At 61.2% G+C, this 19,162-nt stretch carries 16 protein-coding genes; 10 read left to right on the top strand and 6 right to left on the bottom strand.

Annotated features, from left to right (window positions below):
* Window positions 1-187: 187 nt before the first annotated feature.
* The 5 genes from fabB to AC3IT6_RS21975 all read right to left on the bottom strand — a co-directional run bounded on the left by fabB (window position 188) and on the right by AC3IT6_RS21975 (window position 7,138).
* Window positions 188-1,408 (bottom strand): beta-ketoacyl-ACP synthase I, encoded by a 1,221-nt coding sequence (fabB, locus tag AC3IT6_RS21995; protein ID WP_046042997.1) that lies wholly within the window; start codon window positions 1,406-1,408, stop codon window positions 188-190.
* An 11-nt stretch (window positions 1,409-1,419) separates the two neighbouring features.
* Window positions 1,420-1,935 (bottom strand): 3-hydroxyacyl-[acyl-carrier-protein] dehydratase FabA, encoded by a 516-nt coding sequence (gene fabA, locus AC3IT6_RS21990; RefSeq protein WP_003227150.1) that lies wholly within the window; start codon window positions 1,933-1,935, stop codon window positions 1,420-1,422.
* A gap of 247 nt (window positions 1,936-2,182) precedes the next feature.
* On the bottom strand, window positions 2,183-4,084 hold the full coding sequence (locus tag AC3IT6_RS21985; protein ID WP_489352758.1) for an ATP-binding protein: 1,902 nt from the start codon (window positions 4,082-4,084) through the stop codon (window positions 2,183-2,185).
* Window positions 4,081-5,013 (bottom strand): ABC transporter substrate-binding protein, encoded by a 933-nt coding sequence (locus tag AC3IT6_RS21980; RefSeq protein ID WP_489352756.1) that lies wholly within the window; start codon window positions 5,011-5,013, stop codon window positions 4,081-4,083. Before AC3IT6_RS21980 ends, AC3IT6_RS21985 begins: the two co-directional genes overlap by 4 nt.
* Window position 5,014: 1 nt before the next feature.
* A complete protein-coding gene (locus AC3IT6_RS21975; RefSeq protein WP_489352754.1) occupies window positions 5,015-7,138 on the bottom strand; it encodes a TonB-dependent receptor plug domain-containing protein in 2,124 nt (707 codons plus the stop codon).
* 195 nt (window positions 7,139-7,333) lie between these two features.
* On the opposite strand from AC3IT6_RS21975, the gene AC3IT6_RS21970 reads away from it, so the two are divergent.
* From AC3IT6_RS21970 to AC3IT6_RS21950, 5 genes are all read left to right on the top strand, one after another.
* Window positions 7,334-8,359, top strand: coding sequence for an NAD(P)H-dependent glycerol-3-phosphate dehydrogenase (locus AC3IT6_RS21970; protein WP_489352752.1), 1,026 nt, complete (start codon window positions 7,334-7,336; stop codon window positions 8,357-8,359).
* A gap of 31 nt (window positions 8,360-8,390) precedes the next feature.
* The gene (locus AC3IT6_RS21965) at window positions 8,391-8,738 is read left to right on the top strand and encodes a DUF4389 domain-containing protein (RefSeq protein WP_007974561.1); all 348 of its coding nucleotides are present in this window, start codon (window positions 8,391-8,393) and stop codon (window positions 8,736-8,738) included.
* Window positions 8,735-9,190 carry a phosphohistidine phosphatase SixA gene (gene sixA / locus AC3IT6_RS21960; protein ID WP_150759674.1) on the top strand — a complete coding sequence of 152 codons (456 nt, stop codon included), beginning with the start codon at window positions 8,735-8,737 and terminating at the stop codon, window positions 9,188-9,190. The genes AC3IT6_RS21965 and sixA overlap by 4 nt, the downstream gene beginning before the upstream one ends.
* 200 nt (window positions 9,191-9,390) lie before the next feature.
* Complete coding sequence (locus tag AC3IT6_RS21955) at window positions 9,391-11,058, top strand: AMP-binding protein (RefSeq protein WP_489352749.1); 1,668 nt, start codon at window positions 9,391-9,393, stop codon at window positions 11,056-11,058.
* Between the two features lie 32 nt (window positions 11,059-11,090).
* Window positions 11,091-11,534, top strand: coding sequence for a hotdog fold thioesterase (locus tag AC3IT6_RS21950; RefSeq protein WP_489352747.1), 444 nt, complete (start codon window positions 11,091-11,093; stop codon window positions 11,532-11,534).
* Here AC3IT6_RS21950 and AC3IT6_RS21945 read toward each other — a convergent pair.
* Window positions 11,531-14,554, bottom strand: a complete 3,024-nt coding sequence (locus AC3IT6_RS21945) for an RHS repeat domain-containing protein (RefSeq protein WP_489352745.1) — start codon at window positions 14,552-14,554, stop codon at window positions 11,531-11,533. The two genes, AC3IT6_RS21950 and AC3IT6_RS21945, sit on opposite strands and share 4 nt — an antisense overlap.
* A gap of 190 nt (window positions 14,555-14,744) precedes the next feature.
* Between AC3IT6_RS21945 and AC3IT6_RS21940 the strand changes: the two genes are divergently transcribed.
* From AC3IT6_RS21940 to AC3IT6_RS21920, 5 genes are all read left to right on the top strand, one after another.
* Complete coding sequence (locus tag AC3IT6_RS21940; protein ID WP_489352743.1) at window positions 14,745-15,551, top strand: alpha/beta fold hydrolase; 807 nt, start codon at window positions 14,745-14,747, stop codon at window positions 15,549-15,551.
* The gene (locus AC3IT6_RS21935; protein ID WP_489352741.1) at window positions 15,548-16,402 is read left to right on the top strand and encodes an alpha/beta hydrolase; all 855 of its coding nucleotides are present in this window, start codon (window positions 15,548-15,550) and stop codon (window positions 16,400-16,402) included. Before AC3IT6_RS21940 ends, AC3IT6_RS21935 begins: the two co-directional genes overlap by 4 nt.
* 50 nt (window positions 16,403-16,452) lie before the next feature.
* Window positions 16,453-17,112: a glutathione S-transferase family protein gene (locus tag AC3IT6_RS21930; RefSeq protein ID WP_489352739.1), complete on the top strand. Its 660-nt coding sequence runs from the start codon at window positions 16,453-16,455 to the stop codon at window positions 17,110-17,112.
* A gap of 8 nt (window positions 17,113-17,120) precedes the next feature.
* A complete protein-coding gene (locus AC3IT6_RS21925) occupies window positions 17,121-17,927 on the top strand; it encodes a DUF4892 domain-containing protein (RefSeq protein WP_489352737.1) in 807 nt (268 codons plus the stop codon).
* A gap of 69 nt (window positions 17,928-17,996) precedes the next feature.
* Window positions 17,997-19,052: an AI-2E family transporter gene (locus AC3IT6_RS21920; RefSeq protein WP_150754034.1), complete on the top strand. Its 1,056-nt coding sequence runs from the start codon at window positions 17,997-17,999 to the stop codon at window positions 19,050-19,052.
* The last annotated feature ends 110 nt before the right edge of the window (window positions 19,053-19,162 follow it).

Below are 19,162 nucleotides of genomic sequence, written 5' to 3'. Positions count from 1 at the left end.
ACCGAACCTGTGGGAGCGGGCTTGCCCGCGAATGCGGTGTATCAGTCAATGCAGGTATCAGCTGACACGACGCCTTTGCGGGCAAGCCCGCCCCCACAAGGATTGCGGCGTTTTCCATTTTTTGCAGGCAAAAAAAACGCCCCGAACCAGTCGGGGCGTTTTCATGTGCGGCGTTATGGCGGGGGTATTACTTACCCTGCCAGCGCTTCAGTACCAGCGTGGCGTTGGTGCCACCGAAACCGAAGCTGTTGCTCATCACGGTGTTGATGGTGGCGTTTTCGCGGGTCTTGGTCAGCACCGGCAGATCGGCCACTTCAGGGTCCAGCTCGTCGATGTTGGCGGAACCGGCGATGAAGTTGCCTTCCATCATCAGCATGCAGTAGATCGCTTCGTGAACGCCGGCGGCGCCCAGGGAGTGACCCGACAGGCTCTTGGTGGAGCTGATGGCCGGAGCCTTGTCGCCGAACACTTCACGCACACCTTTCATTTCCGCGACGTCGCCGACCGGAGTCGAGGTGCCGTGGGTGTTCAGGTAGTCGATCGGGGTATCGACGGTGGAGAGCGCCTGCTGCATGCAGCGGATCGCGCCTTCGCCGCTCGGGGCGACCATGTCGTAGCCGTCGGAGGTCGCGCCGTAGCCGACGATTTCCGCGTAGATCTTCGCGCCGCGGGCCAGAGCGTGTTCCAACTCTTCAACCACGACCATGCCGCCACCGCCGGCGATGACGAAACCGTCACGGTCGGCGTCGTAGGCACGGGAAGCTTTTTCCGGAGTGTCGTTGCGCTTGCTGGACAGGGCGCCCATGGCGTCGAACAGGAACGACTGGCTCCAGTGCTCTTCTTCACCGCCGCCGGCGAAGACGATGTCCTGCTTGCCCATCTGGATCTGTTCCATGGCGGTACCGATGCAGTGAGCACTGGTGGCGCAGGCAGAAGCGATGGAGTAGTTCAGGCCCTTGATCTTGAACGGAGTGGCCAGGCAAGCGGAAACGGTGCTGCTCATGGTCCGCGTTACGCGGTATGGGCCGACGCGCTTGACGCCTTTCTCGCGCAGGATGTCCAGCGCTTCCATCTGGTTCAGGGTCGATGCGCCACCGGAACCGGCGATCAGGCCGGTACGCGGGTTGGACACCTGCTCTTCGGTCAGGCCGGAGTCGGTGATGGCGTCTTTCATGGCCAGGTAGGCATAAGCTGCCGCGTGGCCGACGAAGCGATAGATCTTGCGATCGATCAGTTCTTCAAGGTTGAGGTCAATGGAGCCGGAAACCTGGCTACGCAGACCCATTTCGGCATATTCCGGGTTGAACCGGATGCCAGGGCGGCTTGCACGCAGGTTAGCGGAGACGGTCTCTTTGTCATTGCCCAGGCAAGAAACGATGCCCAGACCAGTGATAACGACGCGGCGCATGCGGATAACCCTTAGAAGTTGTCAGTGGAGGTGAACACGCCGACCCGGAGGCCTTCGGCGGTGTAGATTTCGCGACCGTCGACAGTCACCGAACCGTCGGCAATGGCCAGGTTCAGCTTGCCCTTGAGGACGCGCTTGATATGAATGTTATAGGTGACTTTCTTGGCGGTTGGCAGGACCTGGCCGAAGAATTTCACTTCGCCCGAACCCAGCGCACGGCCACGGCCCGGCAGGCCTTGCCAGCCCAGGAAGAAGCCGACCAGTTGCCACATGGCGTCGAGGCCCAGGCAGCCCGGCATCACCGGATCGCCTTCGAAGTGGCAGGCGAAGAACCACAGGTCCGGATTGATATCCAGCTCGGCGACCAATTCACCTTTGCCGTACTTGCCACCTTCTTCGCTGATCAGGGTGATGCGATCAACCATCAGCATGTTCGGGGCGGGCAGTTGCGCGTTACCAGGGCCGAACAGCTCACCGCGACTGCAGCGCAGCAGGTCTTCCCGGGTAAAGGCGTTTTGTTTGGTCATGCGAGCTCCTCAATAGTCCCATGCGGCAGGTGGGGCAAATCTTCCCGGCCGATCGAAGCGTTCATGCCTCGAACCGGCAGCCTACTCATAGACTATTGCGTTGTGGTGAAAGTCACAGCACCAAGGACATGAATGTACACTTGTGCACTGAAATTATTATTCAAGCCCCTTTTCGGGCCTGTTCGGGGGCTTAAGACTGCCGCACTTTCGCCTTTCACGCCAGTCGCAGATGCTCGAAAGGCCTGTACTACTGCACCCATCGCTGCAGAATTTGCTGCAGATCAGTCCGTTTGAACGGCTTGGCCAGGTAATCGTTCATCCCCGCCGACAAGCAGGCTTCGCGGTCACCCTGCAAGGCATTGGCGGTCAGGGCGATAATCGGCAGGTCGGTGCAACCGGGTAGCTTGCGGATTTGTCGGGTGGCTTCATAACCATCGATGATCGGCAAGCGGCAATCCATCAGGATCGCTTCGAAAATCAGGCTCTCGGCACTGCGTACCGCCTGCGCGCCGTCGGCGGCGACACTGACCTTGAAGCCCAGGCTGCGCAACATCGCTTCGATGACCGTCTGGTTGACCGGGTTGTCTTCGACCAGCAGCACATTGCACCCTTCGCCGCCGCTGTTGCCGGTTTGCGTGCGCGGGGGCAACAGTGGCTGCGTCTGCTGGTGCAGTGCCAGGGGGATTTCCAGGGTGAATACCGAACCGCGGCCTTCCTCACTCTGCGCGCGCAAGGTGCCACCCATGCGTTCGGCGAGGGTACGGGCAATCGGCAGGCCCAGCCCTGTGCCGCCGTAGCGCCTTGAAATGGAGCTGTCGGCCTGCTGGAACGCGTCGAACATCAATTCCAGGCTTTGCGCCGGGATGCCGATGCCGCTGTCACGCACGGTGCAGGTGAACCACAGCAACTCGTGGTCCAGCGACTGCCACTGTGCCTCGATGGTGACGCGGCCCTGCTCGGTGAACTTCAGCGCATTGCCGATCAGGTTGACCAGTATCTGCCGGATCCGCGTCGGGTCGCCCTTGACCTGCAAGCCGCGCATGTCATCGGGGATCATCAGTTGCAGGTCGAGACCGCGTTGCGCGGCGCTGTGCTGGAACGACTGGGCGCAACTGCCGATCAGTTCGACGAGGTTGAACGCAATGTGCTCCAGTTCCAGCTCCGAACGTTCGATCCGCGAGAAATCCAGGATGTCGTTGATGACCTTGAGCAAGTGCTCGGTGGATTCCGAGGCCAGCGCCGCGTACTCGAGCTGTTCCTCGGTCATGTCGGTGGTTTCCAGCAACTGCAGCATGCCCAGTACGCCATTCATCGGCGTGCGCAGTTCATGGCTCATCATGGCGAGGAAGTCGGATTTGGCGTTGTTGGCCTTTTCCGCTTCTTCGCGGGTCTGGATCAACTGCGCCATGGCCTGATGCTGTTCGCGGCTGGCTTGCTCGAGACCGCTGGCGAGGTTGTTGATATGTTGCGACAGCGCCCCCAGCTCGGTGTCGTCGACAATCGGCAGCGGTGTCTTGTAGTCGCCGTCCTGGATCGCCTTGACCGCATTGCCGATATCACGGATCGGTTGCGACAGGCTGCCCGCCAGACGCCGCGCCAGGAAGAAGGTAAACAGCAGGGCAAACAGGGCCAGAATGGCGGCCTTGAGCACGATTTCCTGCTGGCGCCGGCTGAAGGCATCGTTGGACAGCCCGACGATCACCCGGCCGAGATAGTCTTCGGTGGGGGCCACGCTGGCGGTTTTGCTGCTCTGGAAAAAATCGTTGTGCAACGCGATGCGCTGGAGCCGTATCGGTGCCTGGAACACTTCGAGCTGTTGCGCGCGATTGTAGTGTTCGCTCGGTTGTTCGACGTACACCAGAACCCGGCTGGCGCTGTCCTGGATTTCCAGAAAGCTCACGTTAGGTGTGGCCAGCGTCGCCTTGAGCAAAGTTTCGAGCACTTCGATGTTGCCCGAAATCACTCCGTACTCGGTGGCCGGGGCCAGTTGATTGGCGATCAACTGGCCGGTGTGGGTGATTTCCTGACGCAGATCCTGGATGCGCACGAACGTGAAGAAGCTGATCAGCAACAAGGTCAGCAGCAGAGCAGGGCCGAGGCTGATGAGTTGGGTGCGAGTATTGATGTCCCAGCGACGGCGAAAGTTCATGGGCGGCGTTCTCCTTCAGCCAGCAGTGTGGCGACCGACGCGTCGTTTATCTCTTCGATACCCAATGAACGCGCCACCTGCGGATTGCTCGCGACTTTGAATCGATGGGGATAGTGCGTGCGCGGCCAGGTGGCCGGTGGCCGGTCGAGCAATTCGTCGAGGATCGCCAGCCAGTCGCTCTGATCGCTGTAGGTGCTCGCCAGGCTTCCGGCCTTGACGAAGCCTGCGTTGGGTCCGATCAGCGCGATTTGCCGTGAATAGCTGCTCAGCAGCAGGTTCTTTGCGGTTTGCGGGTTGTACAGGTCGGCATCGTCCAGGCCCAGCAACACGTCGCTGTTATTCAGCAGGGCCTGTAACGGACGACTGTCGTGAATGTTGTCCCAGCGCTGGGTGACCACTTCCAGACCCAAGGGGAGGGCGGCCTGACGCAGCTCATTCAAGAGGAATTCACTGTGGTTGTCGTAGAGCACGCCGATGCGTCTGGCTTGGGGCAACAGGGTGCGGGTCAAGCGCAACTGGCGGTCCAATGGTGGATCGCTCCATAGCAGGGAAAGACGCGCAGGCAGGGTGTTGTTCAAGCGTTGCCGGGCTTGCAGGCGGCTGATGCGCAACACCAGTGTCGCCGGGCCCTGGGCGTCCTGCAGGCGCCAGTCGAGGCTGGGCAGGTCGAGCAGTATCAAACGGATGTTTTCCGGCAGTTTGTCCGGTATCGGCAAACTGGCCAGTGTCTGGAATCGGACGTTATCGCGCGGGCGCAACTCGCTCAGGGCGTGGGTAAACGCCCGCACACCGGGGCTGTCTTCGGCCCCCGTGAGCAAAATGTCGGCCGCGTTACCCGGCAGGCTACCGAGCATGCTGCTGAACAATAGACAAAGCACGACCAGCAGCCGGCGCAGGGGCGGCGCTTTCCAGGCCGGACGATACGGCATCTTAAAGCTCCAGCTCCGCGCTGAAATACATCACGTGGCGCTGGTCATAATTGTTGTCGATGAAGGTGGTTGGCTGATTGTCCAGCCGTTGCTGGAGCACCCCGGCCAGTTCCAGGCTGGCCTTGCCCAAGGCGAAGCGTTTGGCGATGCGCGCATCGACCCGTTCGAAGCGGTAGCCGTTGAGGGCGTCATCGCCGTAATAGAAAAGCGCACTGTTCCAGCCTTGGCCCCAATCGCGCAGCCATCCGGCCGAACCACTGTTGTTTGCCGTCTGCCTGGCATCCAGCGGGTTGCTGGCGTCGGCATCGACGTAGGCATAGGTCAGTCGCAGGCGATCGAGGCTGCCGACACGCCAGTCGAGCTGGGTTTCGCCCCCCGAAAAACGCGCTTTGTTGGCGTTGCTGGCGATGTACTGATTGTTGCGCAGCGGTTCACTGATCATGCCGGTGATTTCGTCGTGGAACAGCTTCACGTCGAGCGCCAGCCCCGGTCCGGGGAAATAGCCGTTGTAGCCCAGCTCCCGGGAGCGCATGCGCTCTTGATCGAGGTCGCCGGGGCCACGGGTCTTGACGAAATAGCGGGCGCTGGACTGGCCAAAGGCACCGGGTCTGAGGTTGGTGACCTGATAACTCCAGTTGACGTTGTTCTCGAACATGTCCGGCGAACGGATGGCCTCGGAGTACACCGCACGCAAGCCGTGGCGCGGGTTGATCAGGTAGTTGACTGCCATGCGAGGTGTCAGCGAGCTGCCGGTCAACCGGCTGTCCTCGAACATGGCACCGCCTTGCAGCAGCCAGTGTTCGGTGGCACGCCACTCGAACTGGCCGAACGCCCGCCAGATCGTGTCATCGAGAGTGCCATTGAAGTAGGTCTCGGAATCCGCCCGGTCGTAACGATAGTTCATCCCGCTGACCAGCCGCAGGTTATCGGCAAGGCTCAGGGTGTCCTGCAGTTCGAGGTCGTAGCGCGATTCCCGTGTGCTCTGGTCGATGTCGCCGCAAACCGTCTGGCTCGCGCCGTTGCGCCATTGATCGAGTACCTGGTTGGCCAGCGCCTGTTCGGCGGGCGTGCCGGCCGGCGCACCAGGACCGATGAAACGCGTGATATTGCGGGCCAGGCGTTCGGTGTAGTTCGGGTTCAATTGCCAGAGTTCGGTCAGTTGCGGGCTGAACGATATTTCAGCGTCACAGGCGCGCCAGGTTTGCTGGCGATCCCAGTGTTGCGCCGAACCCTGGATATAAAGGCTGTGGTCGGGATTGACGTCCAGATTCCAGCGCAAGGACCCGGCGTAGTCCTTGGCGGTGACGTCGGAGTCGTTGCCCGCGCGGGTAATCCCCGGGAACACCGGGCGGTAGGTATAGGGTCGTTGGTTGGTGCCGTCCTTGGCATTCAATTGCCAATCGAGGCTTTGCCGTTCGTCGAGGTTCTGGCTGACGGCGAGATTGAAGCGATCGAGGCGACGGCTGTCATGGTAGTCCGCGCCGGTTCGATCGGTGTCGAAACCGTCGTCTTGCTGGCCGGACAGGGACAGGCGCAAGTCACCGTCTTCCCAGCCCAGGCCCTGGCTGGCGTAAAAATCGTTGATGCCGCGCTGGCCCCGGGTGACCTTCATGCGCGTACCGTGACTGTCAGCCGGCCGCCGGGTAATGATGTTGACCACCGCCATCAGGGCATTGGCGCCGTAGCTGACGGTATTCGGCCCGCGAAAGACCTCGATGCGCTCGATGTCTTCCATGGCCACCGGAATGTCGCTCCAGTCGACGGTGGACAGGCCGGCGCGATACACCGAGCGCCCGTCGATCAGCACTTGCATGCGTCGCGCTTCAGTCGCGTTGGTGCCGTGGTAGTTCACCGCTGCCTGGTTGCCGCTGATGTTGCCGACCATCATCCCCGGCACCAGGCGCAGCAGTTCGCTGATGTCGCGGGCACCGCTGGCATGGATCAGGGCGCTGTCGATCACCGTCATGCTTCCCGGAACCGCCGCCGGCGACTGCTTCAGACGTGTGGCGGTGAGCACTTGCGGCAGCGGTTCGCTGTCCAGGAACAAGTCGTCGGCCAGCACTGGCGAGCTGAATATCAGCGCCAGTACCAGAGGCGAATGCGGTGAAGGAGAGCCCGGAGACACAACACATTCCTGTCAGTGATCGATGGCGCGCATGTTAACCGAGCCGAATGACTTTTCCATTCACGATGTCTGCATTTTCCTCGGTTTTATCGGTCTTCTTCCTGCGGGTGCAGGTATTTGATGTCGGGGCTGGCCGCCGGTGGGCTGCCCCGTATAATGCCGACATCGCCACTGGTATGGATTAACGGATTGCATATGACTGAACAGCGCCCGATTGCGGTCCTGGGAGGCGGAAGTTTTGGAACCGCCGTGGCTAATCTGCTGGCCGAGAACGGGCATCAGGTCCTTCAGTGGATGCGTGACCCCGAACAGGCCGAGGCCATCCGGGTCAATCGCGAGAACCCGCGTTACCTCAAAGGCATCAAGATTCTGCCCGGCGTCACACCGGTCACCGACCTGCAAGCCACCCTGGACGCCTGTGACCTGTGTTTTGTCGCATTGCCCTCCAGCGCACTGCGCTCGGTGCTGGTGCCGCACGCCGAACGCTTGACCGGCAAATTGCTGGTGAGCCTGACCAAAGGCATCGAAGCCCACACATTCAAGTTGATGAGCGAGATCCTCGAAGAGATCGCCCCGCAGGCACGCATCGGCGTCCTGTCCGGGCCCAACCTGGCCCGCGAAATCGCCGAACATGCACTGACTGCCACGGTGGTCGCCAGTGAAGACGACGAACTCTGCCAGCAGGTTCAGGCCGCACTGCACGGCCGTACCTTTCGTGTGTACGCCAGCGCCGACCGTTTCGGCGTGGAGCTGGGCGGGGCGTTGAAAAATGTCTACGCGATCATCGCCGGCATGGCGGTGGCACTGGGCATGGGGGAAAATACCAAGAGCATGCTGATCACCCGGGCATTGGCGGAAATGACCCGCTTCGCGGTGAATCAGGGCGCCAACCCGATGACCTTCCTGGGACTGGCGGGCGTGGGCGATCTGATCGTGACCTGTTCGTCGCCCAAGAGCCGCAACTATCAGGTCGGCTTCGCCCTCGGCCAGGGCCTGAGCCTGGACGAGGCCGTCACGCGCCTGGGCGAAGTCGCCGAAGGGGTCAATACCCTTAAAGTGCTCAAGGCCAAGGCCCAGGAGGTTGGCGTGTACATGCCGCTGGTCGCCGGGCTGCACGCGATCCTGTTCGAGGGGCGCACGCTGGAGCAGGTCATCGGCCTGTTAATGCGTGGCGAGCCGAAAACCGACGTCGACTTTATTTCCACCAGTGGTTTCAACTAATCACGCTTGCCAGAAAAGCAGGGAGTTGCGCATGAACGATCCAAAAGTAGAAGCCAAGTACGAGTCCATCCTGCTGCGGGTGCTGTGGATGATCGTCTTCGTGCTGGTGTGGCAAGTGGCGCAGTTCATCCTCGGCGCCGTCGTGCTGGTGCAGTTGATCTATCGTTTGTTCTATGGCGCCCCAAGCGCCAGCTTGATGAATTTCGGCGACAGCCTGAGCCAGTTTCTGGCGCAGATCGGTCGTTTCGGCAGCTTTCACAGCGACCAGAAGCCCTGGCCGTTCGCCGACTGGCCGACGCCGCGTACACCGGAAGGTGAGGCGCCGCATGTCGTGGCACCGGCACCGCATCCGGCTCGAGATGAGGAACCCAAGCTATGAAACTCTGGGTATTGCGTCATGGTGAAGCTGTACCGCACGGCTCCCGCCCCCACGATTCGGAGCGGGAGCTGACGGACCACGGTCGTAAGGAAGTGCTGCGCAGCGCCGAGCAGTTGATGGGGCAGCCGTTGACGGCGATCTATGCCAGCCCGTACCTGCGAGCGCAGGAGACCGCGCATCTGGTGCGCGAGGTTTTGGGGTTCGAGCCGGAGATCCGCACCGTCGAGTGGCTGACGCCGGACACTGAGCCGGACAAGGTCGCCGAGCAAATGGTGGCGGTGAGCGATGTCCTGCTGGTCAGCCACAATCCGCTGGTGGGGAATTTGTTGAGTTACTTGCAACATGGCGCTGGACATCCACCGGAGCGGGTCAGCACCGCCGGCCTGGCCGAGCTCGAGAGCAATGAGTTGGTGGTCGGGTCGATGAGGCTCAACAGCATCAAGCACCCTTAGCGCAGCTTTTCTGTGGGAGCGTGGCTTGCCCGCGAAGGCATCGACTCGGTTATGCCTGATAAACCGCGGAGCCTGCATCGCGGGCAAGCCACGCTCCCACAGGTACGTCATAACCCGAAAATTTTTGTATGAAATAGTCAACCAAGCACTTGCTTGGTTGGCTACGCTTGCTCCAGACCAAAATCACAGGAGCGAGTCGCATGTCTGCTGCTTTTCGTTTGCCACTGGACGTTTTCTACGAACGTGAGGCCCGTCATCCCCGTCAGCGCTTTCTGGTCCAGCCTGTCGGCGGTGGCCAGGTCGAGACTTTGACCTGGGCGGACGTCGGCCACCAGGCCCGTTGCGCGGCCCATTGGTTGCGAGCGCGGGATCTGCCGCAGGGCAGCCATATCGCCCTGATCTCGAAGAACTGTGCGCACTGGATCATTGCCGACCTGGCGATCTGGATGGCCGGGCATGTGTCGGTGCCGTTGTACCCCAATCTCACCGCCGAGACCGTTTCCCAGGTACTCGAACATTCGGAGGCGGCGCTGGCATTCATCGGCAAGCTCGACGACTGGCCGGGCATGTCCCGTGGCGTCAGCCCCGACCTGCCGACCATCAGCCTGCCGCTGCATCCGTCGGGTACGTTCGATTTCAGTTGGGCCGACTTGCAACTCAGCTCGCCAATCCAGGACGATCCGAAACCTGCCGCCGATCAACTGGCGACCATCATTTACACGTCCGGCACCACGGGCATGCCCAAGGGCGTGATGCACAGCTTCGGCAATCTAGGGTTCGCCACCTCACGCGGCACTGCGTTGTTCGGCCTCAACGAGTCGGACCGGTTGTTGTCCTACCTGCCGCTGTGCCACGTTGCCGAGCGGATGTTCGTCGAACTGGCGTCGATCTATACCGGCCAAACGGTGTTTTTCGCCGAGAGCCTGGACACGTTCCTCTCCGATCTGCAGCGTGCGCGCCCGACCGCACTGTTTGGCGTGCCGCGTATCTGGACCAAATTCCAGATGGGCGTGTACAGCAAGATCCCGGCAAAACGTCTCGACTTCCTGCTCGGCCTGCCGATCATCGGCAAACGGGTCGGGCATAAAGTCCTCGCCGGGTTGGGGCTGGATGCGTTGCGCATCGCGTTGTCCGGCGCAGCTCCGGTGCCGCAGACCTTGCTGCAGTGGTACCGCAAACTGGGGCTGGATGTGCTGGAGGTCTACGGCATGACCGAGAGTTGCGGTTACTCCCACATCGGCATCCCGGGCCAGAACAAACCGGGCTGGATCGGCAAACCGTGTCCGGAGGTCGAAGTGCGGATCGCCGAGACGGGGGAGGTCATGGTGCGCAGTGGTGCGACCATGCTCGGGTATTACAAGGAGCCGGAAAAAACCGCCGACACCATTACCGAGGACGGCTTCCTGCGTACCGGCGACAAGGGCGAGCAAGACGCCGAAGGCAATCTGCGCCTGACCGGACGCCTGAAGGAAATCTTCAAGACCAGCAAAGGCAAATACGTGGCTCCGGCACCGATTGAAAATCGCCTGGCCGTGCATTCGCGCATCGAGCAGGTCTGCGTGGTGGGCGATGGCTTGAGTGCGCCGCTGGGCTTGTGCGTGTTGTCGACGGTCGGCCAGCAGGATGCCGGCGGGGCCGCGCGCGCCGGCCTGCATTCGAGTCTGGAAAAACTGCTGGAAGAGGTCAACGGCGCCCTCGACAAGCATGAACAACTGCGGCGCCTGGTGGTGGTCAAGGACAGTTGGGCCGTGGAAAACGGCTTTCTCACCCCGACCCTGAAGATCAAGCGCAACGTGATCGAAGCGGCTTACGGTGAGCGCTTTGAGGAATGGAGCGAGCGCAGCGAAGCGGTGCTGTGGCAGGATTGACTCACGAAAAAAACCAACAAGGAAACCCTGCGATGAGCCTGTGGCGCACCACCCCGAACATCGATCAGTTGAACGCAATCCAGAAAAACACCATTGGCGAAGTGCTGGACATCCGCTTCGAAGCCTTTGACGACGAGTCCCTGACCGCCAGCATGGTCGTCGATCACCGCACCCATCAGCCCTACGGCTTGCTGCATGGCGGTGCCTCGGTGGTGCTGGCCGAATCGGTCGGTTCCATGGCCAGCTACCTGTGCATCGATGCCAGCAAATTCTATTGCGTGGGCCTGGAAATCAACGCCAACCATTTGCGCGGTCTGCGCAGCGGACGGGTGACGGCGGTGGCCAAACCGATCCACATTGGCCGCACGACCCATGTCTGGGACATTCGGCTGACCAGCGATGAGGGCAAGGCCAGTTGTGTGTCGCGGCTGACCATGGCGGTGGTGCCGTTGGGTGAGACGCCGCCGGGGCGTTAAGGCGAGTTCGAAGCACGGGGCCTGCTGAACGTTATCATCGGAGTGTCGTTGTGAGTGGGCATCTCCGGGTGTCCCGTCCACACCCTGTTCGGTTGGGTGAAGTGGTCCAGAGTGAAGTCCGCATCGTCGTATCTGAACAGCGCGGCAACGCCGCGCTGCACATGTTGCCCCAAATACGTTCTGGCTTCGGTAGGCGTTGCCATTACTGCAACGAGGCCCATCCGCACATTGGCGTTTTCAATCGCACTGTTCAGGGGGGTGAACATGAACCTCAGTGAGGAGGTCAAGCCTGAGCCGGCTGTACGCGTAGACCAGCCATACATCAGCTCCCAGAAATGTGGCATGGATAGTTGGTTGGTACCTGATGCGTAGGTACCTCCACGCAATGCGTTGATGCCGACGATAGACGCCCCATCGAGACCTTCGACGATCGCACTGACGGCTACTGCGGCCACGGCCGGGAACTCTGCTTGAATGGCGCCGCCGCTAAACAGCAACACCCCGTAGGCGCCTGCGCGCAGGGTCGTTGCCACGCCGGACGGGGCGAGGGTGAGCCGGGGGCCAAGCTCTGCGGAGACTCGTTGCCCGGTTTCCCTTGTCAGCCCCGCTGGCACACTGCTAATGACGCTGATGGCTATCGTATTCAATGCCCCAGGGTTGCTCAAGTATGAATAGAGTGGAGCCGCTGCTCCCGCTGCAGCACCCAACAAACCGCCAATACCCGCCCCGATTCTTTGCGCGGTACGGTTGTTGCTGTAACGGGAGACGATATTGCTGCCCGCACCCATCCCCATCGATCCGCCGGCCAATGTACCCACCATTGAGCCTGCTACGGTCAAAGCGAGGTTGAGGCCAGGGTCTACGGCTTGACTGTCTGCGTCGTCAGACGGTGTTGCCCATTGCGTCAGTGCCTGTGCCACAAAATACTTGACCGTTCCACCCGCCAAGGCACTCAGCCCATCACGCGCAAGCGTTGCGCCGGCAGCGTTAAACACTTCATCTACAGTGATCAGCCCCTGAAAGTCGACGTGTCCCATCGGATTGCCATGCACCATGACAAACAGGTTCAACCCATCGGCAACTCCCGCCGGGTCCGCGTTCAGCCAGCGTTGGCACCAGGGCACGTAGTAGCGCAACCCGTAGTAGTACAACCCGGTGGCATCCCGTTCCTGGCCGCAATAGCGCAGCGTCTTGTAGCTGGCTTCGAGTTTGTTGCGCCCGGCCCACCAGCAGGTTCCGCCGTAGGGGTAGTAACTTTCCCGGGAGATGAGCAAGGCCGCTTCGTCCAGCTCCAGGGCGCTGGAGCCCAAATGATCGGAAAAACTGTAGCGATGCTGGTATCGGGAAATGCCGGCTGGTGGTTCAGTCTGCCAGTGCAGGATTTGCACCGTGCTGCGTCCGGCCTTGATCGTCACTACGTGCAAGATCTCATTGGCAGAGGTGCGCACTTCCACGCCCGGCAAGTAACGGGTTTCGTGGGTGCGGGTCAATGTGCCGGTGTAGGCCCGACGGATTTTTCGCTGACGCAGGCCACTGCCGTCGTACACATAAAACTCGCAATCGTCCGGTTCATCTTCACGAACCACCTGATCGACCTGCCGCAGTTGATTGCGCAGGTCCCATTGCAGGGTTTGTCCCGGTTGTAGACCGGTACGGTTGCCGTTCAGGTCGTGACCGACGGCAATTTCCTCTTCGTCGGGCAGCTCGCCATCGGGCTTTTCGGGCAGGCTGCGATTACTGAACCGGGCGACAGCCGTGCGTTCGATCCGGCTGGCGCTGTCTGCCTGATGCTGCACGACCTTCAGGTTGCCGGCTTCATCGTAGGTGTAGAAACGTGTGTAGTTTTCCAGTTGTCCGGGATCAGGGGTGGGCTGGAAATCCGGTAGCTGTGGCCCACCCGGCGCGTTGCGCAATTGCCGGCCACTGGCCTCGATCAGGCGGGAGAGGCTGTCGTAGCGGTAGCGATTAACCGGCTCGATGCGCTGATTGCGATGATAGTGAGTCGCTTCAGCGGCGTCGGTGATGCAGGTGACATTGCCCACAGCGTCGTATTCGTAGGTCAGGTCTTGCAACGCCGGTTGCCCTGGCACATAGGCTTTCAAGTGTTTCAGTCGGCCGTCGTCGGGCCGATAAGTCGCGCATGAAACAACGCCGTTTCCCGCACGCTGTTGTTCGATCTGGCCGAATGCGTTGTACTGGATGTCCCGGACCAATGCCGTTTCATCGGCCTGTCCGGCAAGGTTCACGCGAATTTCGCGCAGTTCGCCTGCACAGGTATGAATGAACGTCTGCCGGTTGCCCAATGCATCGGTCTGGCTGACGGGCTCGCTGGCGGCGTTGCAATAAAGGCGAGTGATGGCTGGTCCGTTCTCCAACAAGGCGTCGCGTTCAGGCTCTGACTCGGGCCAATCCACCAGCCATTGCGGGTCGGCGAGGAAGGTGCGGCCGTGCTGCAACGGCGTAGCGTTCAGACTGAACCCGGTGAAGAGCAGGGTGCCGGCGGTGTCGTCGTGCCGAATCAACTGACCGCGCAGGTTTCGGCCGGCATCGGCGTTGGTATCAGTATCAGTATCAGTATCGGCATAGGTGAACCGTGCGATGCAGCGTTCCGCTCCTTGCCACGCGCGCTCGAACGCAGCCACCGGTCGGCACTGAGGGTCATAGTCCACGCGGCTCTGACTGAGTTTCTGATCCCAGCCTTCAACACGTTGCCCATGCGCCCCGAGCAATCCCAGGCGCCAGCCGGCATCGCTGTTTTGCGAAAGCACGACAGCGCCCGACAGACTGAAAACGTTTTGCTGATTGGCTGCCGTCTGGCCGTCTTGATGCAAACGGAACAGGCGTGGATCACGATTCAGAACAGCTCGACCGGCACCGTCATATTCCTGTTGGGTGATGCAAGGCTCTGGTACCGACGCGCTCTCGCGCCGGTGATACGCCACACCGCGCACGCTCAGCCCGCGCGGGTCAAGTACCTGGATGGCCGGAGTGTTGGCGTGGGGCATAGTGAGTTTGCCCATGGCTCGGCGGAACAGCCCTTCTTATCCACTTGATACTGGTTGGCAGTCAACTGTCAGAAATAACAGGTGGCGCCCGCAGTGGCGTAATAGCCACGGCAGGTCTGTCATCATTCCTGGCAGTTACGGTCATTGCTGTAGGACGCGGTCTTGCGGACAATCAACGCCTGTTCACGCTCATGGAATTGCAGGTATGTCGCAACAGATCTTTTTCGCCCACGCCAATGGTTTTCCTTCGGGGACCTACGGCAAGTTGTTTGCGGCGCTGGCACCCGAATTTCAGGTGACGCATCTGGAGCAGCACGCCCACGACCCGCGTTTCCCGGCGGACGACAACTGGTACAACCTGGTGGATGAGCTGATCCATCACCTGCAACAACAGGCCGAGCCCGTGTGGGGCGTCGGTCACTCCTTCGGTGGCGTGTTGCACCTGCATGCGGCTTTGCGCTGCCCCGAGTTGTATCGCGGGGTGGTGATGCTCGACTCGCCGGTGCTGACCCGAACCGATCAATGGGTGATTCGCGCGGCCAAGCGTTTCGGCTTTATTGATCGCCTGACCCCGGCCGGGCGTACCCTGGGCCGCCGTGAAGAGTTCACCGACCTGGAAAGCGCCCGGAAGTATTTCGCCGGTAAAACCCTGTTCCGCGGCTTCGACCCGGAATGCTTCGATGCCTACCTGCAACACGGCTTGCATCAGGTCGGCGACAAGCTGCGCCTGCGGTTCGACCCGGCCACGGAAATCAGCATCTACCGTGGCGTGCCGCACACCAGCCCGGGCAGCACCCGGCAGTTGCAAGTACCACTGGCGGTGGTTCGCGGGCACAACAGCCGCGTGGTGATGCGCCATCACGCCAGTTCAGTGGACCGCCTGCCGCTGGGCGAGTCGTTGACCATGCCTGGCGGCCACATGTTTCCGCTCGAACGTCCCCTTGCTACTGCTGACATGCTCAAAGGCCTGTTCTATCGCTGGGATGGCCGTCGACAAAAGGAATGCGCATGAACCACGTCGTCGAAGAGGTCCGCCTGAGCCTGCCGCACATCGAACTGGCGGCGCACCTGTTCGGTCCTGAAGACGGATTGCCGGTGATTGCCCTGCATGGCTGGCTGGACAACGCCAACAGCTTTGCCCGTCTGGCGCCCAAACTCAAAGACCTGCGCATCATCGCGTTGGACATGGCCGGTCACGGTCATTCCGGGCATCGCCCGCCGGGCGCCGGTTACGCCATGTGGGACTATGCCCACGATGTGCTGCAAGTCGCCGAACAGCTTGGCCTGCGCAAATTTGCGCTGATGGGGCATTCGATGGGCGCCATTGCTTCGTTGATCATTGCCGGGTCGATGCCTGAGCGGGTCACCCACCTGGCGTTGATCGACGGCATCATTCCTCCTACAGACAAAGGTGAAAACGCTGCCGAACGAATGGGCATGGCCCTGCAGGCGCAACTGGACCTGCGGGAAAAGCGCAAACCGGTCTACGACACCCTCGACCGAGCCATCGAAGCGCGCATGAAGGGCCTGGTGGCGGTCAGCCGCGAGGCCGCTGAACTGTTGGCGCAGCGTGGCCTGATGCCGGTGCCGGGCGGTTACACCTGGCGCACCGACAATCGCCTCACACTGCCATCGCCGCTGCGACTTACCACCGAACAGGCCATGGCCTTCGTCCAGCGGATCAAGTGTCCTGCAACATTGGTGGTGGCTGCCGACGGCATGCTCGCCAAACACCCGGAATTGCTGGAGCGTCTACCCTTTAGCCGGGAACAGCTGCCAGGCGGCCACCATTTGCACCTGAATGACGAGTCCGGTGCCGAGCTTGTCGCAGACTGTTTCAATCGGTTTTTCGCCATTCCTTGACTTGCGCCGGGCAACTGTCGAGGCTTGGCGGGTTGAAAAGGGAGACAACCATGATAGATCTCTACACCGCTGCGACCCCGAATGGCCACAAGGTCTCTATCGTGCTCGAGGAACTCGGCCTGCCCTACACGGTGCATGCCCTGAGTTTCGACAAGAAGGAACAGAAGTCCGCGGACTTCCTCAAGATCAACCCCAATGGCCGGATTCCGGCGATTGTCGATCGCGCCAACGGCGATTTCGCCGTGTTCGAATCCGGCGCCATCCTGATTTACCTCGCTGAACAGACCGGCAAACTGATGCCATCGAACCCGAAGGGCCGTTCGCTGGTATTGCAGTGGCTGATGTTCCAGATGGGCGGGATCGGCCCGATGCAGGGTCAGGCCAACGTGTTCTTCCGCTACTTTCCGGAAAAGCTCCAGGGCGCCATCGACCGCTATCAGCATGAAACCCGCCGCCTCTACGAAGTGCTCGACACGCGGTTGCAAAGCGTGGAGTTCCTCGCCGATCAGTACAGCATTGCCGACATCGCCACCTTTCCCTGGGTGCGCGGTTACGAGTGGTCGGGCGTCTCGGTGGAGGGCTTGACGGCGTTGCAACGCTGGATGGCAACCATGGAGGCCCGGCCGGCGGTGCAGCGTGGTCTGCAGGTACCGATACGCGCCGATGAAGCCAGTGTCATCAAGGGCGCCCAGGCCATGCTGATCCGATGAGTCTATCCATGCGTTCATTCAGTTTGCTGGTGCTGGGCAGTTTCAGTCCCTTGTTGTTCGCCGCCGATGTTCCGGGCAGTCAGGACCTCCCGATAGTGCCGCGCATGGTCGACGCCCAGATTGTCGACTATCGCCCCGCCGCCGAACTGGAGCGGATCTACCCGTTGGGCTCGATCCGTAAAATCAGTGGCCAGTTACGTTTCGACGGTCAGGTCAGTGCCCGCGGCAACGTCACTTCGGTGACCTACGAGTTGCCACCGGAGCATTCATCCATCCAGGCGTTCACTGCTGCCCGCGAGGCTTTGCAACAGCAGGGCGCCGGGTTGCTCTTTTGGTGCCAGGCGCGCGATTGCGGCGAAAGCAGCCTCTGGGCCAATGAGGTCTTCGGCAATGCCAAGCTGTACGGCGCCGACGATCAACAAGCCTATCTGCTGCTGCGACTTGCCGCTCCACGAGACAACACGCTCGTCGCGCTGTACAGCATCACTCGGGGTAATCGCAAAGCTTACCTGCATGTCGAGCAGTTCGACGCTTCGGCGCCGCTGGGCGAGTTGTTGCCGACTTCCGCGACCTTGCTGCGTGAACTCAAGAGCACCGGCGAGCTTGATTTTCCCATGTTGAACAGCGTACCTGACGAGACATGGCTACGCCTGATTTCTCGCGGACTGAATCTGGACACCACCTTGCGGGTCAGCATTTCCGGAGCGAACGCCGAAGCCTGGCGTCAGGCACTGATTGGCCAGGGCGTGCGTGCCGCGCGGATGGAAACCGGCAGTGCCGAAGGCTCTGGCCTGCACATCGAGCTATTGCGCTAGGCTGTACCGGGCGAGCGTGCAAGCTGCGTTCGCCTACTCTTTTGCTGACTGACTTTTTCGAGACTTTTGATGATCAATAACGATCGCCTGTTGGTGCAGATCCTGCTCGTGGTGTTGTTCGGCGCGAGCTTCTGGGTGATGGCGCCGTTCTGGTCGGCGATGTTCTGGGGCGCGGTCCTGGCGTTTGCCAGTTGGCCGCTGATGCGCTTGCTGACCCGTTGGCTCAATGGCCGCGAGTCGCTGGCGGCGGCATTGCTGACGCTGGGCTGGATGGTGCTGGTAGCGGCACCGCTGGTGTGGCTGGGTTTCAACCTTGCCGATCATGTGCGCGATGCCACGGCATTCATCAAGGATGCGCAGGTCGAGGGGCTACCCGAAGCACCGGTCTGGCTGGGTTCGATTCCCTTTGTGGGCGAGCGGTTGGTAGGCATCTGGAACAGCATCGATGAGCAGGGCGCGGCGATGATGGTGTCGCTCAAGCCTTACCTGGGGCAGGTGGGTAACTGGTTGCTGGCGCGCAGTGCGCAGATCGGCGGCGGTATTCTCGAGCTGACCCTGAGCATTGTCTTCGTGTTCTTTTTCTATCGTGACGGACCGCGCCTGGCGGCGTTTGTACACACATTGCTGGAGCGGCTGATCGGTCAGCGGGCCGGCTATTACATTGAACTGGTGGCGGGCACGGTGCAGCGGGTGGTGAACGGTGTGATCGGCACCGCGGCGGCCCAGGCGATCCTGGCGCTGATCGGGTTCCTGATCGCTGGCGTACCGGGAGCATTGGTGCTCGGCATCGTGACGTTCATGTTCAGCCTGATCCCGATGGGCCCGCCGCTGGTGTGGATTCCGGCGACCGCGTGGCTGGCCTGGAAAGGCGAGTACGGGATGGCCATATTCCTCGGCATCTGGGGCACATTCGTCATCAGTGGTGTCGACAACGTGCTCAAGCCGTACCTGATCAGCCGTGGCGGTAATCTGCCGTTGGTCATCGTGCTGCTTGGGGTGTTTGGCGGGTTGATTGCCTTTGGTTTCATCGGCCTGTTCATTGGCCCGACATTGTTGGCGGTGGCCTACAGCCTGTTGATCGACTGGAGCAAGACTCAGGCACGGGTTGAAGATCGCCGGCCCTGAGATTTGTATTCTGCTTAGGGCCTCTTCGTCGGAACGCCGCCCGGAGCAAGCCCGCTCCCACAATGGTTTTGTGATCGACACAGATCAATGTGGGAGCGGGCTTGCTCGCG

Source organism: Pseudomonas sp. KH_017, assembly GCF_057840285.1.
The sequence above is the reverse complement of the archived record's forward strand: the minus strand, read 5'-3'. Positions and strand labels throughout refer to the sequence as shown.

What these genes read in the sequence shown, in the direction of transcription:
- AC3IT6_RS21920 (WP_150754034.1), top strand. Translation starts at nt 17,997, where the DNA reads ATGATCAATAACGATCGCCTGTTGGTGCAGATCCTGCTCGTGGTGTTG.
- AC3IT6_RS21945 (WP_489352745.1), bottom strand. Translation starts at nt 14,554, where the DNA reads ATGGGCAAACTCACTATGCCCCACGCCAACACTCCGGCCATCCAGGTA.
- AC3IT6_RS21940 (WP_489352743.1), top strand. Translation starts at nt 14,745, where the DNA reads ATGTCGCAACAGATCTTTTTCGCCCACGCCAATGGTTTTCCTTCGGGG.
- AC3IT6_RS21970 (WP_489352752.1), top strand. Translation starts at nt 7,334, where the DNA reads ATGACTGAACAGCGCCCGATTGCGGTCCTGGGAGGCGGAAGTTTTGGA.
- AC3IT6_RS21985 (WP_489352758.1), bottom strand. Translation starts at nt 4,084, where the DNA reads ATGAACTTTCGCCGTCGCTGGGACATCAATACTCGCACCCAACTCATC.
- fabB (WP_046042997.1), bottom strand. Translation starts at nt 1,408, where the DNA reads ATGCGCCGCGTCGTTATCACTGGTCTGGGCATCGTTTCTTGCCTGGGC.
- AC3IT6_RS21980 (WP_489352756.1), bottom strand. Translation starts at nt 5,013, where the DNA reads ATGCCGTATCGTCCGGCCTGGAAAGCGCCGCCCCTGCGCCGGCTGCTG.
- AC3IT6_RS21935 (WP_489352741.1), top strand. Translation starts at nt 15,548, where the DNA reads ATGAACCACGTCGTCGAAGAGGTCCGCCTGAGCCTGCCGCACATCGAA.
- AC3IT6_RS21925 (WP_489352737.1), top strand. Translation starts at nt 17,121, where the DNA reads ATGCGTTCATTCAGTTTGCTGGTGCTGGGCAGTTTCAGTCCCTTGTTG.
- fabA (WP_003227150.1), bottom strand. Translation starts at nt 1,935, where the DNA reads ATGACCAAACAAAACGCCTTTACCCGGGAAGACCTGCTGCGCTGCAGT.
- AC3IT6_RS21930 (WP_489352739.1), top strand. Translation starts at nt 16,453, where the DNA reads ATGATAGATCTCTACACCGCTGCGACCCCGAATGGCCACAAGGTCTCT.
- sixA (WP_150759674.1), top strand. Translation starts at nt 8,735, where the DNA reads ATGAAACTCTGGGTATTGCGTCATGGTGAAGCTGTACCGCACGGCTCC.
- AC3IT6_RS21950 (WP_489352747.1), top strand. Translation starts at nt 11,091, where the DNA reads ATGAGCCTGTGGCGCACCACCCCGAACATCGATCAGTTGAACGCAATC.
- AC3IT6_RS21955 (WP_489352749.1), top strand. Translation starts at nt 9,391, where the DNA reads ATGTCTGCTGCTTTTCGTTTGCCACTGGACGTTTTCTACGAACGTGAG.
- AC3IT6_RS21965 (WP_007974561.1), top strand. Translation starts at nt 8,391, where the DNA reads ATGAACGATCCAAAAGTAGAAGCCAAGTACGAGTCCATCCTGCTGCGG.